A 14057-nucleotide genomic window follows, 5' to 3' on the forward strand; every position below is an offset into this window, starting at 1 on the left:
ACAGTAGGGCTCCCTGCGAGCGGACACGGTCACGACTGGGACGTGTGGAGCCAGGCCGTGAGCCTGCTGCAGGGCAGCCCCGCCAGTCCCGAGCTGCGCCGCGCGCTGTGGCAGGTCCTCGCTGGCGTCCCCGGCGTCGAGCTGGTCGGCTACACCTCCGACAGCGTGGGGCGCGAGGCAACGGCGGTCCGTGCCGACTTCTCCGACAAGAATCTCGGCATCGAAGAACTCCTGCTCGACCCGGTCTCCGGCGCTCTGCTGGAGACTCGGCTCATGGACAACGACGGCGCCCTCATGCTGGGAACCACCGTGCTCGAGCAAGGGCCACGCGACAGCGCCCCAGCTCCCGAGCCCCCGCTCTGCGGCCCGGGATCCGTACCCGAGAAGTCGTGCTGAGCCCGGCACGAGGTGAGCGCGCCCGACGACCAGGTTCGTCGGGCGCGCCGCCCGCCCCTCCAGGTCGACGTCGACCTTCACTCGGCGTGCTGCGCGAGACCGCGATCATCGTGATCAGCGCGCTCGTGCTGTCGTGGCTGATCAAGACGTTCCTCGTGCAGGCCTTCTACATCCCGAGCGGGTCGATGGAGGACACGCTCGAGATCGGCGACCGGGTCATGGTCTCCCGCCTCGTGCCCGACGTCTTCGACGTCCACCGTGGCGACATCGTGGTGTTCAAGGACCCGGGCGGCTGGCTGCCGCCGTACGAGCCGCCGGAGCGCACCCCCGTCGGGGAGGCCGTGACGAACGTCCTGACCTTCGTGGGGCTGCTCCCGCAGGAGACCGGCGACCACCTGATCAAGCGGGTGGTCGGCGTGCCGGGTGACCACGTCAACGTGCTGCGACGACCAGGGGCGCGTGAGCGTCAACGGCGAGCCGATCGACGAGGAGTCGTACATCAGGCCCGGCTCGGTGCCGAGCGAAGAGCCGTTCGACCACACCGTGGCGGACGGGATGCTCTTCGTCATGGGGGACAACCGGCAGAACTCGGCCGACTCCCGCTTCCACACCGGGGATCCAGGCGGCGGGTTCGTGCCACTCGACAACGTCGTCGGCTCCGCGTTCGCCACCGTGTGGCCATTGACCGACGCCACACTGCTGCGCAACCCCGGCGACGCCTACGCTGACGTGCCCTGACGTAGGTTTCGAAACTTCCAGAACCCGATTCTGGAGCGCCTCAGAATCGGTCAGTTTTGGAGCGTCGGTCCTTGCTGTGAGTTTCGACAAGACGGGCGACGGCAGCCCTCGCCCCTGAGAGGGCTATTCACGGAACGGGTCGCGACGATGCGGCCGGGTGAGAGCGCACCGGCTCTCTGACCTGCAACGATGGGGTTACCACACCATCCATCGACGAGGATTGAGAGCCGGTGCGCTACGAGTCTACGACCGGGTTGGACGCTGTCCAGATGACGGAGCTGGTCGCCAGGATCTACCAGGTCGAGTCCGGGCGGTCCTGGGGCGAGCAGGGCAGGTTCCGGATGAGGTTGCGTGACCAGGTCCGACTGGCGTTGACGCTGCTGCGCACGAACCTGTCCCAGGCGATGGTCGGGGAGTTCTTCACCGTCTCGCAGGCCACCGTCTCGCGCATCTACCGGCACGTGCTGCCGCTAATCGAGCAGGTCACCTGCCTGGCCCGTCAGGACCTGGCCGACGCCTGTCGGGGGCGGGTCGTACTGGTCGACGGGACCTATGTACCGACCGGCAACCGGCTGGAAACTGGGCGAACGAACTACTCCGGCAAGCATCACGTGCAGTGCCTGAACATCCAGGTCGCCGCCGCCACCGACGGCACCCTGCTCGCCGTGTCCGCGCCAGTGGCAGGCGCACGGCACGACTCGGCCGCCCTCGACCTCGTCGGCTGGACCAAGGTCCTGGACGAGGTGGAGTGGATCGGCGACACCGGCTACGTCGGCCACAGCGCGACCACCCCGATCAAGAAGGCCCGCGGAGCCGAGCGCACCGAGTTCGCCAAGATCTGGAACGCCTCGGTCGCGTCCATCCGCGCCGCCGTCGAACGCACCATCTCCGACCTGAAGAACTGGAAGATCCTCGCCACCGGATACCGCGGCCGCCTGGCCGAACTACCCCGCGTGATCCGCATCGTCACGAACCTCGAGCTCTACCGCCTGGGATGGTGACCGTGAATAGCCCTCTCACCCTCACAGCCCCCTGGCGTATGCCGGGGTGGTTCGAAACTCTCAAATCCCGATTTCTGGAGCGCCTCACAATCGGTCACTTTTGTACGTGCTCCCGGGACATTATTCGACGTCCGGCCCGACCGCGTGCCGGCCACCGGTACGCCCTGTGGGGCGGAAGGATGCGCGGGGACGTCTTCGTGTACGGGCTGTGCTACGCCTCAGCCAGCCAGGCCCGTATGACGGCGACGATCCCGTCGCGCTCGCTAGCGCGTTCGGTGGTCGCCGGCAGTGCGAGGGTCGCCCGGATGTCCGAGTGCCAGGTGAGGATCCCTTCGGGGTCGCCCGAGAACCTCGGCGCAGCGCCCTTGTCTTCGGCGCGCTCAGTTCCGAAGTGCAGCACGAGTCGCACCGGCCCATTACCGGCCGCGTTGATCGTGAGCCGGTCGACGCCGTCGAGTGTGTAGTTGGGGGAATTCCACTTGATGATCTCGGTGAGCCTGGGCTCAGCCTCATGCACGAGCGCACGCAGGGACTCGATATCGGGACGCCGCTCGGGGGTCTGCGCGGCGAGAAACTCGTCGACGGTGGCGAAACGCTCAGGCATGGGCCGAGAATAGCGCCGACCGCTGATAGCGCACCGGCGCCTCGCCCTACGCCACCAGGAAGGCAGGCCAGGTGGCGTTCGCACGCATGGCCGGCGTCGAGCTCGGACCGCGAGGGGTGCGCATCAACTCCGTGTGTCCGGGGGCGATAGACCCCGAGATCGACGACAACACCGAGCAGCGCAACACCGAGGTGATCGGCTCCGGCCTCCATGGAGGCTCTCAACCCACAGAGGGTGAGGGGCATGGCTGCACCGAGGAATAAGGTCCGTGAGCTGCGCCGGGCGCACGCGATTCTGCGTAGTGCGTCGGCCTTCTTCGCGGCGGAGCTCGACCGCCCGTCCACGAGGTAGTCGAGTTCATCGACGCACACCGCACCGAGTTCGGGGTCGAGCCGAGCTGCCAGGTCTTGCAGGCCGCCCAGAGTACCTACTACGCCGCCAAGGCGCGCCCGCCCTCGGCGCGCGCCGGGTCGGATGCCGAGCTGTCCGAGGTCATCGCCGTCGAGCACACCGCGAACTACGGGGTCTGCGGAGCGAGGAAGATGTGGCGGCATCCCCGCCGCCGGCGGTCGGCGGATGCGCTCCTGCGCTCCTGCGCTCCTGCGCTCCGAAAGCCACGACCGTTTGGCCGCGGCGACGGTTCGCGCTGTGCAGGGCGGTGCGGTCAGCCGCATCGTCGACCTTCGCTGGCGATGGGTGTGCGACGAGCAGCCCACCCCGTTCGCGTTCTATCGACACGTACCGATGGTGGACCACCACCGTGAGCGGATCGGCGAGGCGTTCCGCAGCGTCGCCGAGGCGCCACCCGGGGCCGTTGTCGTGCACTGCCAGGCCGGCAAGGACCGGACAGGCGTCCTCGTGGCGCTGCTGCTCAGCGTCGCCGGCGTCGCGTCCGACGACATCGCCGAGGACGACGCGTGCACCGACGGGTGCTCGCCTCAGACGATGCTCGCCACGCTGGACCATCTCGAGAGCCGCTACCGGGGGGCCGCCTCGTACCTCAAGGGTTCGGGCGTCAGGGCCGAGACGGTCCTGGCGGCGCGCCGCCGTCTCCTGGATTGACCTGGTCTCCCGCCGGCACCGCACCGGCGGGAGCGACCACGGTGCCCGCCCTAGCTCAGCGCCGACAGCCCGAAGGCCGTGGCGAAGCCGAACACCGTGACCAGGCCGGTCACAGGGCCGCCGAACTCGGTGGCCTCGGGGATCATCGTGTCCACCAGCATGGTCAGCAGTGCCCCGGCGGCGAAGGCCTGCACGACGGCGATGGTGGCCGGGGACGCGGAGTCGAGGGCCGCGTACCCGACGCCGGCCGCGAGGGCGGAGACGAGCGTCGTGCCGCCCCACAGCAGCGCGAGCCGGGCACGCGACGTGCCCGCGCGCACCAGCCCGGCCGTCGCGGACATCGCCTCGGGCAGGTTGGACAGGAAGACGGCGGCGAGCATCGGGATGCTGATCGCGGCGCCACCGACGAGCGTCGTGCCGAGGACGACGGACTCGGGGATCCCGTCGAGCACGGTGCCGAACGCGATCGCCCCGCCGGACCCCTCCGCCTGAGCACCCGTGGACCGCTTCCGGTCGCGGCCGCCGCGCCGGTCGATGAGCAGGTCGCCGACGAAGAACGTCAGCGCCCCCGCGGTGAGCCCCACCAGCAGCACCAAGCCGCTCGCGGAGTTCGAGGCGTCCTCGACCAGGTCATACGCGACGGCGCTGATGAGCACGCCCGCGCCGAACGCCATGATCAGCCCGACGGCGCGCTGGCTCAGCGGCCGCCACAGCACGACGGCGGCACCGATCAGCAGCGACGAGCTGCCGAGCAGCCCCCACCAGAACCCAGGCACGGACCTATTTGACCAGGTAGAAGCCCGTGCTGCTCGTCAAAGTTGCCCGCTGCAGTCTATTGATTGCGGTGATCAGGAGAATCCCGAGCTTGTGCAGGGAGATTCGTGACGAATTCCGATGGGAGGTTCTCTAAAATCGCTGCCCCGCGGCGCGGTGATCGATCATATGTGTCCGCGAAAGCGGGCCCGGCTCCGTGTGCGGCCTACCGGCGCGTGGCGACGACCGCGATCACGAACGGGACTTCAGGCGGGGAGGGCGTCGGGGCGGGGATCTCGAGGACCTTCGCCAGGTCGAACCCTGCTCGGGTCAGACCGTTGAGGAACGTGGCCAGGGTGCGGTGGTAGGCCCCGATCTTGCCGGGCGGGCCGTTGCGCAGGTCGGACTTCCAATAGCCCTCGGTGTAATACCCAGTGACAGTGCGGTGAGTTCGGCCCGTCTCGTCCAGCACCTGGCCGCTCAACGGTGTGTTGAAGCACGGGTGGAACGCGGAGAAACCGAACCATCCGCCGGGGCGAAGCACCCGCGCGGCGGTGGTGAATGTGGCGTCCAGGTCTGCGATGTCCATCAACGCCATGTTGCACAGCACTCCATCAAACTCGGCGTCGGCACAGCTTCCCAATACGTGCGCGTCGTCGCACCGGTAGGTCACGGACGCTGGCGTGGGGTAGGTGCCGGCGATCTCGAGCATCCTTCTCGATGCGTCGATACCGACCACGGTGGCACCTTGGTCGGCGAGGCGTCGGCTCGTCCGTCCCTGCCCACAGGCCAAGTCACAGATGCGCAGGCCGGTGACGGGACCGATGAGCTCAAGCAAGGGCAGAGCGAAGGGGTCGTCGCCCAGAGAGGTGCCGTCACCTAGCCAGTTGTCGTACCAGTCCGCGAAGGGGTCATAGCTAGCGAGTGGAGTTGTGGACATATGTGCACCCTAGGTTCGGCCGGGGGCTGCTGAAGGTCAGGCTGTCCGACGCCGCCGCGACATCCGCACGCGGCAACGCGCGGCACCGCCAGGACGCAGGCGCTGCTGGTGCTGCGCTGGTTCAAGGACGCTACTCGTGTGCACCTGCTCGCCCGCGACGGGCGGAAGTGAACCCACGGGTGGGGTGAAGGTTCTACCGTCTTGCAAACCGAAGGCGTCCGGCCGCCTTCTCGGCAGGTTCCTTGCCCCCCGACTACGAGGTCACCACCGGGCACGTCGCGAGGTGGTCGTCCACCAGCCCGCAGGCCTGCATGGCGGCGTACGCCGTGGTCGGGCCGAAGAAGCGGAAGCCCTCCTTCTTGAGGGCCTTGGCCAGAGCCACGGACTCGGGGGTGCTCGCGGGCACCAGGTCCCACGCGCCGAGCCGGTGCTCGCGGGGCGGGGGCGCGAACGACCAGAACAGCTCGTCGAGGGTGCGCCCATCGTCGTGCAGGGCGAGCACCGCCCGCGCGTTGCCGATCGTGGCCTCGATCTTCTGCCGGTTGCGGATGATGCGGGCGTCGTCGAGCAGCCGCTCGACGTCGTCGCCCGTGAGCGCGGCGACCCGCTCGGGCTCGAACCCGTGGAACACCTCGCGGAAGGCGGGCCGCTTGCGCAGCACGGTGAGCCACGACAACCCCGACTGGAAGCCCTCCAGCGCGATCCGCTCGAGCAGCTCGGCCTCGCCGTGCACCGGCACGCCCCACTCGGTGTCGTGGTACGCCTCGTACAGGGGGACGCCGTCGCCGAAGCAGCGAGCGGCGGGAGTTGGGGTCGTCGTCATCGACCCAGGATGCCCGTAGGGCCCGACACCCGGTGGGCGTCGTCCACAGGTGCCGGGCTATCGTCGGGGCACGCTCGTCCGCCGGCGCCGGGAGACCCGATGACGCACGACACCCATGTGCCCGGCGAGACGTCGCCTGCCGGGCCGTCCGACGCACTGCCCGCGGCCGCGACGCCATCCCGCGCGGGACGGCGCCCGACGCTCGCCGCCGTCGCCCACTGTGCGGGCGTGAGCCTCAAGACCGCCTCCCGCGTGCTGAACGACGAGCCGTACGTGGCTCCGGCCACCCGCCAGCGCGTCCAGGAGGCCGCGCAAGCGCTGGGCTTCCGGCGCAACGCGGTGGCCGCCGACCTCGCGCGCGGCGGGGCGTCCCGCCTGGTCGGCTTCGTCTCGGGCGACCTCGCCAACCCGTTCTACTCCGCGCTCGCGAGCGGGATCGAGCGGGAGCTGCGGGGGCGCGGCCTGCAGCTCATCACCGCCAGCACCGACGAGGACCCGGAGCGGGAGCGGGCCCTCATCGATGAGCTCATCGAGCGGCGGGTGGGCGCCCTCCTCGTCACCTCGACGACGCGCGAGCACCGGCTGCTGCGCGAGGAGCTCGCCGCGGGGATGCCGATCGTGCTCGTCGACCGCCCGGCGGACGATGTCGACGTCGACACCGTCGTGATCGACAACCGAGGCGGGGTGCGCGAGGCCGTCCGCCACCTGTTGGACCGCGGGCACCGCCGCATCGCCCTCGTGGGCGATGAGTCGCGGCTGTGGACCTTCCGGGAGCGCCGCGACGCCTTCGTCGCCACGCTCGCCGAGTCCGGCATCCCCGACCCCGCCCGGTACGTCCGCGACGGCGCGCACGACGCCGAGCGGGCGCGGGCGTTCGTCGACGAGCTCCTCGCGCTCGCCGAGCCCCCGACGGCGCTAGTCACGGCGAACAACAAGATCACCGTGGGCGCGCTGCTCGCGCTGCGGGACCACGACCCTGCCGCCACGGGGGTCGCGCCCGCGCTGATCGGGTTCGACGACTTCGAGCTCGCCGAGCTGCTGGGCGTCACCGTGGTCGGCTACGACACCGTGGACATGGGCCGGCAGGCGGCGGCGCTCGCGGTCGCGCGGGCGGCCGACCCGGCCCGCCCCGCGCAGCTCGTCGTGGTACCGACGCGTCTCCTGCCGCGCGGCAGCGGCGAGCGGCGCCCGGCCGACGGCTGACGGCTGACGGCTGACGGCGAGGCCCCGGCGGACGCACCGTTCCGTCCGACTCGCCGACGCCACACGCCCAGCAGTGGACAGCGCTGTCACCGGGTGCAAGCCTGGCACCCGTCGCACCCCACACCGCCGTGGAAGGAACGCGCAATGACTGCACGCCGAGGCCGCACCGCAGGTCGGCTCCCTCGGGCCCTTGCCCTCACCGCCGCTGCCGCCCTCGGCGTCGGCCTCGCGAGCGGGCCGGCGTCCGCCGCCCCGCCGTCGGACGCCGCCGTGGCCGAGAAGGCCGTCAAGGTGAAGGGGCCGCTCACCGACTACGTCAACCCGTTCATCGGCACCAAGGACGACGGGAACACCTACCCCGGGGCGGCGGCGCCGTTCGGCATGGTGCAGCTCTCGCCGGACAACGGGCACAACGTGGGCTACGACTACGACAACGACAAGGTCCGGGGCTTCTCGCTGGTGCACCTGTCCGGCGTCGGCTGCGGGCTGGGCGGCCCGCTGCCCGTGCTGCCCACCACCGGCGACGTGACCAGCACGGAATACGCCGACTACGGGCTCGGGTACACGCACGACGACGAGGAGGCCGCGCCCGGGTATTACCGCGTGGGCCTGCAGGCCCCGGACGGCGTCGTGCAGGCGGAGCTCACCGCGTCCGAGCACACCGGCGTGCAGCGGTACACCTTCCCGAGGACCGACAAGGCCACGGTCATGCTCAACACGGGTCAGGCGCTCAACAGCGTCACGGACTCGAGCGTGCGGGTGGTCGACGAGCGGACCGTCGAGACCACCATCACCACCCGCGGCTTCTGCCAGGACACCGAGCCGCAGACCATCCACACCCGCACCGTCTTCGACCGCCCGATCGCCGCGCACGGTACCTGGAGCGGGGACGACGTCACCGCGGGGTCCGACGTCGCAGAGGGCGAGGGTCGGCTGGGCGCCTACGTGCAGTTCGACGCGACGAAGGACCGCGACGTGGAGGTCGTGACCTCCATGAGCTACGTCGACGCGCGCGGCGCGAGGGCGAACCTGCGGGCCGAGCGCGGCACCTTCGACCAGGTGCACCACCGGACCACCCGGGCGTGGGAGGAGCGGCTGCGCACGGTGCGCATCCGGCGGGGCGCGACCGAGGACCTGCGCACGTTCTACTCCTCGCTGTACCGCAGCTTCCTCGCGCCCAACGTCGGCTCCGACGTCGACGGCCGCTACCGCGGCTGGGACGGCGAGGTGCACCGCGAGCGCGGGCTCACCTACTACCAGAACTTCTCGCTGTGGGACACGTACCGCACGCAGCAGCAGCTGCTCGCGCTGCTGGCTCCGCGGGAGTCCGAGGACATGGCGCTCTCGGTGGTGCGGCAGGGGCAGCAGGGCGGCTGGCTGCCGCGGTGGGGCTACGGCACCGTCGAGACCAACATCATGACGGGCGACCCCGTGACGCCGTTCCTGGTCAGCGCGTTCCACCAGGGCCTGCTCGACGGCCACGAGGACGAGGCGTACGAGGTCCTCCAGCAGAACGCGGACGGCGTGCCGCCCGCGGACTCGGTGTCGAACGGCCGCGCGGGCAACGTCGAGTACATCCGCGACGGCTTCGTGCCGCAGGACCCGGCACGCCGCACCCGGCCCGGCGACTTCGACCTCGACCACGGCGGGTCGGCCACGCTCGAGTACGCGCTGTCGGACGCGATGCTGTCCACGATGGCCCGCGAGCTGGGGCACGACGACGCCGCGGACCGGTACGCGGAGCGCGGGCAGAGCTACCGCAACGTCTTCGACCCGCGCACGGGCGCTTTCCGGGCCCGCGACGCGGACGGCCTGTTCATCGGCGACCCGGACCCGGCGCAGAGCGAGGGCTTCCACGAGGGCACGGCCGTGCAGTACCAGTGGCTCGTGCCGCAGGACGTGCCCGGGCTGGTCGACCTGCTCGGCGGCGCCGAGGCGACGGCGGGGGACCTGGACGACTTCTTCGCCTACGACGAGCTGCTGGCCGACCCCGAGCGCACGGCGCGCGAGGTCTGGGTCAACGGCACCTACGACTACTACGGCTGGCACACCTACAACCCGAACAACGAGCCCAACCTGGGCGCGCCGTACACCTACCTGTGGCTCGGCCAGCCTTGGAAAACGACGGACGTGGTCCGGGCGGCGTCGACCCTGTTCACGGACGGGCCGGACGGCGTGACGGGCAACGACGACCTGGGCACGATGTCGGCCTGGCACGTGCTGTCGTCGATCGGCGTCTACCCGATCGCACCGGGCACCGACCTGTGGGGCCTCACGACGCCCCGGTTCGACGACGTGCGGATCGACCTCGGCGGCCGCCCGGACGGCCGGTCCGGTGGAGGCTCGCTGCGCCTCACCGCCGACGGCGTGTCGGACACCGACCGGTACACGCAGTCGGCGTCGCTCGGCCGGCACGACCTGTCGCGGGCGTACCTCACCGGCGACGAGCTCAGGTCGGCCCGCTCCCTCGACTTCGAGGTCGGCGCGGAGCCCTCGGACTGGGCGACCGAGGATCTGCCCGCCGCGGTGGCGCCCGGCGATGCGCAGGACGCCGACCGGCTGTTCGCCGGCGTCACCCCGCGCCACCCGGTGCTGCAGCCGGGCGGGAGCGTCGAGGCGTCGGTGCAGGTGGTCGCGCAGGGCGGTGTGCCAGGTGACGGCGAGAGGTCCGGCAGCGTCGAGGTCGAGGCGGACGGCCCGGTCGAGGCCACCACGGACCTCTCCGCCTGGACGTCGGACTCGGGCGGCCTGCCCGCGACGGTGGAGGGGACCATCACCTTCACCGCCCCGGCCGACGCCCCGCCGGGGGAGTACGTCACGCACGTCGTCGTGACCGACGAGGCGGGGGAGAGCGTCGAGCGGGAGGTGCCCGTCGTGGTGGCGGCGCCGTCGTGGCTCGTGCCCGCGTTCGACAACGTCGGCATCGGCGACCGCGGCCAGGCCAACGCGGACCTCGACGGCGGGGGCGCGTACCTGCTGCGGGACGGCCTCGCCGACGCCGGCGCCGTGCAGGGCCTCGAGCTCACCCTGCCCGGTACGGACCTCACGTACGTGCTGGGGGCGCCCGACGCCGGGGAGCCGGACAACGTGGCCGCCGACGGGCAGGAGCTGGCGGTGCCGGACGAGCTGGCCGCGGCCGGCGAGGTGTCCGTCGTGGGCACCGCGACCCACGGCGCCCAGAGCGGCACCCTGCGCCTCGGCTTCGCCGACGGGACCGGCGCGGATGCCGAGATCACCCTCACCGACTGGTGCGCGGGTGAGCCCGAGGGCGGCAACATCCTGGTCGCCAGGCCCGACGGGCGCGGCAACGGGACCGGCGTCGACACCTTCGGCTGCGGCCTCTACGCGACGGCTCCCGTCGCCGTCCCCGAGGGCAAGGAGCTCACGACCGTGACCCTGCCCGCCAACACCCGGATGCACGTCTTCGCGATCGCGACCGACTGACTGACCGACCGACTGACCGACCGACCGACCGACCGACCGACTGACCGACTGACCGATGCAACCGAAGGGCTGACACCGTGGTCACCACGAGATCCCGTTCCTGGCGCCGCCTGGTCGCGGCCGGCACGCTGGCGGCCGCCGTCGCGAGTGCCGTCGTCGCGAGCCCGCCCGCGGTAGCCCGCACCGGCCCGGAGAGCGTGGACAGGGTGGACAGGACGGCCGGGACGGATCGGGCGGCCGGTGCCGCCGCGTTCCGGGCCGTCGATCCGTGGATCGGCACGGCGAACGACACCGAGCAGAACAAGGGGAACAGCGCCTACGGCAACACGTGGCCGGGCGCCGCCCTGCCGTTCGGCATGACGCAGTTCACCCCGACGACGTACGAGTCGGCGACGGGCGACGCCAAGGGCGGCTACGAGTACGGCGCCGACCAGCTGCGCGGCTTCGGCATGACGCGGCTGTCGGGCACCGGGTGCGAGGGGCGCAACTCGGCCTTCGACCTGCCGCTGCTGCCGTACACAGGCGAGGTGACCGGGGACGGTGCGCCCGCGACGTCGCCGGGGGAGGACATCGCGTCGTTCTATCTCCCGTTCGACCACGAGAACGAGGAGGGCGCGCCCGGCTACTACGCCGTCGACCTGGACGACGGCGTCGAGGCGGAGCTCACGGCCACGACCCGGACGACCGTAGGCCGGTTCGACTACCCGCGCCGCGGCGCGGACTCGGCCACGCTGCTGCTCGACGCCAGCGGGTCCAACAACTCCTCCGGCGAGACGTCGCTCGAGATCGACCCGCAGGCGCACACCATCTCGGGCTACACCACGTCCGACACGGTGTGCGGGGAGGGGACCTACCGCATCTACTTCTCCAGCACGTACGACTCGGAACCGACGGGATACGGCACCTGGGAGGGCGGCGCCGTGACGGCCGGCGCCACCGGGGTCACGTCGTCGGAGGGCAAGGACCAGGCCGGGGCCTGGCTGGCGTTCGAGCCGGGGAGCACGGTGACGTTCCGGACCGGCATCTCCTACGTCTCCGTCGACGGCGCCGCGCGCAACCTCCAGGCGGAGGCCGCCGGCAAGAGCTTCGACACGGTGCGCGCCGACGCGCGCCGGGCGTGGGAGGACGCGCTCGGCACGGTCGCCGTGACGGGCGGCTCCCGCGCCGAGCGCACGGTCTTCTACTCCGCCCTCTACCACGCGCTCCTGCACCCGAACGTGTACGACGACGTCGACGGCCGCTACCGGGAGTTCGGCGCCGGCACCACCATGACGTCCGAGGTCAGGACGCTCCGCGAGGGGCAGGAGCACGCCTACGTGACCTACTCCGGCTGGGACTCCTTCCGCGGCCAGATGCAGCTGGTCGCGCTGCTGTTCCCGCAGGTGGGCTCCGACATCGCGCAGTCGGTCACGGACCTCGCCACGCAGTCGGGCGGCTGGTCCAACTGGCCGCACCTGGGCTCCGCGCAGAACAAGATGAACGGCGACGCCCTGCAGTCGATCGTCGCCTCGCTCGACGCCTTCGGGTCCACCGGCTACGACCGGCAGGCGGCGCTGGAGTCGATGGTCGAGTCCCAGTCGCTGCCGGGGAACGCGTCGTCCCGCACCGACCTGCTGTCGTCGGTGGCCGTCGGCTGGCTCGAGGACCGGCGGGGCAACAGCGCGTCGACCACGCTCGACTACGCGATGGCGGACTTCGGGATCGCACAGCTCGCCGGGCGCCTCGGCGACGACGCGTCGGCCGACGCGTTCATGACCCGGGCGCAGCACTGGCGGAACCTCGTCAGCCCGACCCGGCACGCGATCGTGCCGCGCGACCGCACCGGCTACTGGTCCGGCTTCGACCTCTCCGTCCGCGACTCGGGGTCGGACAAGCCCGCCTCTGCCGCCCAGAACCAGCAGTTCGACCAGTCGACCGGCTACCAGTACCAGTGGTCCGTGCCGTTCGACGTGGCCGGGCTGATCGAGGAGCTCGGCGGCGAGGCCGCCGTCCGGCACAAGCTCGACAGCCTGCTCTCCGAGCTCGACGCCGGCGTCTACGGCACCACCGGCGCGTACCTGAGCAACCAGCCGAGCATGCACGTGCCCTGGATGTACTCCTGGCTGGGCTCCCCGGACCGGACCGGCGAGACGCTGGACCGCGCCCGGTCGGAGCTGTTCACCACGGGGCCGTCCGGGCTGCCCGGCAACGACGACCTCGGCAGCCTGTCGTCCTGGTACGTCTGGGCCAGCATCGGTCTGTACCCGGCGATCTTCGGTCGCTCCGAGCTCCTCGTGTCCGCACCCGCCTTCACGTCCGTGCAGATCCGGTCCGCCGGGTCGGAGGGCGCCATCACGGTGAACGCCCCGCGGGCCGACCGGAACCGGTACGTGACCGGGAGCCGGGTCGACGGCGTGCGCTCGACCAAGAGCTGGCTCCCGGAGAGCTTCGCCCGCGACGGCGGCACCCTCGACCTCACGATGGGCGCCGAGCCCGGCAGCTGGGGGACCGGCGACGACGACGTGCCGCCGTCGTTCGACCAGGGGAGCGAGGGCTTCAACGCGATCGGGACCACCACGGACGGCGACCGCAACGCGGGCGCCATGGACTTCTCCGGGGCCTCCCTGTCCAGGACGGGCCTGGCCGACGCCGGCGCGAGGCCCGGCGCGCCCGTCGAGTCCCGCGGTGTCACCTTCACCTGGCCCGACGTCGGGCCCGGCGGGTTCGACCACTGGGTGCCGCACGGGCAGCGGGTCGACCTCGACGGCGTGCGGGCCGGGAAGCTCGCCTTCCTGGGCACCGCGACGAACGGGCCGTCCACCGGCCACGCCACCGTGGTCTACACGGACGGCAGCACCGCCGACGTCACGGTCGAGCTCCCGGACTGGACGCAGGCGGCAGCGCCACCTGCCGGCACCGACGTCGTGCTCAGCACCGACGGCCGCAACAGGGCCGACGGGACGAAGGACGGTACGACGGCGAAGGTCTACGCCACCGAGCCGGTCGGCCTGGACGACTCGAAGCGCGTCGACGCGGTGATCCTGCCCGACGACGTGACCAGCGGCGTGATGCACGTCTTCGCCGTCGGAACCGACGCGGACGAATGAGGAGGAC

General features: G+C 71.5%; 11 protein-coding genes, 2 pseudogenes and 1 other annotated feature. Of the genes and pseudogenes, 9 read left to right on the plus strand and 4 right to left on the minus strand.

The window, feature by feature from the left end:
• The 4 genes and pseudogenes from AC1C2W_RS13820 to AC1C2W_RS13835 all read left to right on the plus strand — a co-directional run.
• Positions 1-396, plus strand: a 396-nt coding sequence (locus AC1C2W_RS13820) for a hypothetical protein (protein ID WP_495413405.1), incomplete at its 5' end; no start/stop codon positions are given.
• A 125-nt stretch (positions 397-521) separates the two neighbouring features.
• A pseudogene (gene lepB / locus AC1C2W_RS13825) lies at positions 522-776 on the plus strand (signal peptidase I); the annotation flags it as partial.
• Positions 777-855: 79 nt separating this feature from the next.
• Positions 856-1134, plus strand: coding sequence for a signal peptidase I (lepB, locus tag AC1C2W_RS13830; RefSeq protein WP_495413590.1), 279 nt, complete (start codon positions 856-858; stop codon positions 1132-1134).
• 269 nt (positions 1135-1403) lie between these two features.
• The gene (locus AC1C2W_RS13835; protein WP_495413406.1) at positions 1404-2135 is read left to right on the plus strand and encodes a transposase; all 732 of its coding nucleotides are present in this window, start codon (positions 1404-1406) and stop codon (positions 2133-2135) included.
• A gap of 211 nt (positions 2136-2346) precedes the next feature.
• Here AC1C2W_RS13835 and AC1C2W_RS13840 read toward each other — a convergent pair whose 3' ends face one another.
• Complete coding sequence (locus AC1C2W_RS13840; RefSeq protein WP_495389837.1) at positions 2347-2739, minus strand: DUF1801 domain-containing protein; 393 nt, start codon at positions 2737-2739, stop codon at positions 2347-2349.
• A 47-nt stretch (positions 2740-2786) separates the two neighbouring features.
• Here AC1C2W_RS13840 and AC1C2W_RS13845 point away from each other — a divergent pair.
• A pseudogene (locus AC1C2W_RS13845) lies at positions 2787-3002 on the plus strand (SDR family oxidoreductase); the annotation flags it as partial.
• A 45-nt stretch (positions 3003-3047) separates the two neighbouring features.
• Positions 3048-3161 (plus strand) — a sequence feature (AL1L pseudoknot).
• A 226-nt stretch (positions 3162-3387) separates the two neighbouring features.
• Positions 3388-3801, plus strand: coding sequence for a tyrosine-protein phosphatase (locus AC1C2W_RS13850; RefSeq protein ID WP_495413407.1), 414 nt, complete (start codon positions 3388-3390; stop codon positions 3799-3801).
• A gap of 50 nt (positions 3802-3851) precedes the next feature.
• Here AC1C2W_RS13850 and AC1C2W_RS13855 read toward each other — a convergent pair whose 3' ends face one another.
• The 3 genes from AC1C2W_RS13855 to AC1C2W_RS13865 all read right to left on the minus strand — a co-directional run bounded on the left by AC1C2W_RS13855 (position 3852) and on the right by AC1C2W_RS13865 (position 6317).
• The gene (locus tag AC1C2W_RS13855; protein ID WP_495389839.1) at positions 3852-4577 is read right to left on the minus strand and encodes a ZIP family metal transporter; all 726 of its coding nucleotides are present in this window, start codon (positions 4575-4577) and stop codon (positions 3852-3854) included.
• Positions 4578-4780: 203 nt separating this feature from the next.
• Entirely contained in the window at positions 4781-5494 is a 714-nt protein-coding gene (locus AC1C2W_RS13860; RefSeq protein WP_495413408.1) for a class I SAM-dependent methyltransferase, read from the minus strand.
• A gap of 253 nt (positions 5495-5747) precedes the next feature.
• Positions 5748-6317: a DNA-3-methyladenine glycosylase I gene (locus AC1C2W_RS13865; protein ID WP_495413409.1), complete on the minus strand. Its 570-nt coding sequence runs from the start codon at positions 6315-6317 to the stop codon at positions 5748-5750.
• A 99-nt stretch (positions 6318-6416) separates the two neighbouring features.
• On the opposite strand from AC1C2W_RS13865, the gene AC1C2W_RS13870 reads away from it, so the two are divergent.
• The 3 genes from AC1C2W_RS13870 to AC1C2W_RS13880 all read left to right on the plus strand — a co-directional run bounded on the left by AC1C2W_RS13870 (position 6417) and on the right by AC1C2W_RS13880 (position 14050).
• Entirely contained in the window at positions 6417-7520 is a 1104-nt protein-coding gene (locus AC1C2W_RS13870) for a LacI family DNA-binding transcriptional regulator (RefSeq protein ID WP_495413410.1), read from the plus strand.
• Positions 7521-7664: 144 nt separating this feature from the next.
• The gene (locus AC1C2W_RS13875; protein ID WP_495413411.1) at positions 7665-10964 is read left to right on the plus strand and encodes a GH92 family glycosyl hydrolase; all 3300 of its coding nucleotides are present in this window, start codon (positions 7665-7667) and stop codon (positions 10962-10964) included.
• 77 nt (positions 10965-11041) lie between these two features.
• On the plus strand, positions 11042-14050 hold the full coding sequence (locus tag AC1C2W_RS13880) for a GH92 family glycosyl hydrolase (protein ID WP_495413412.1): 3009 nt from the start codon (positions 11042-11044) through the stop codon (positions 14048-14050).
• The last annotated feature ends 7 nt before the right edge of the window (positions 14051-14057 follow it).

Source organism: Isoptericola sp. Y581, from assembly GCF_059445475.1.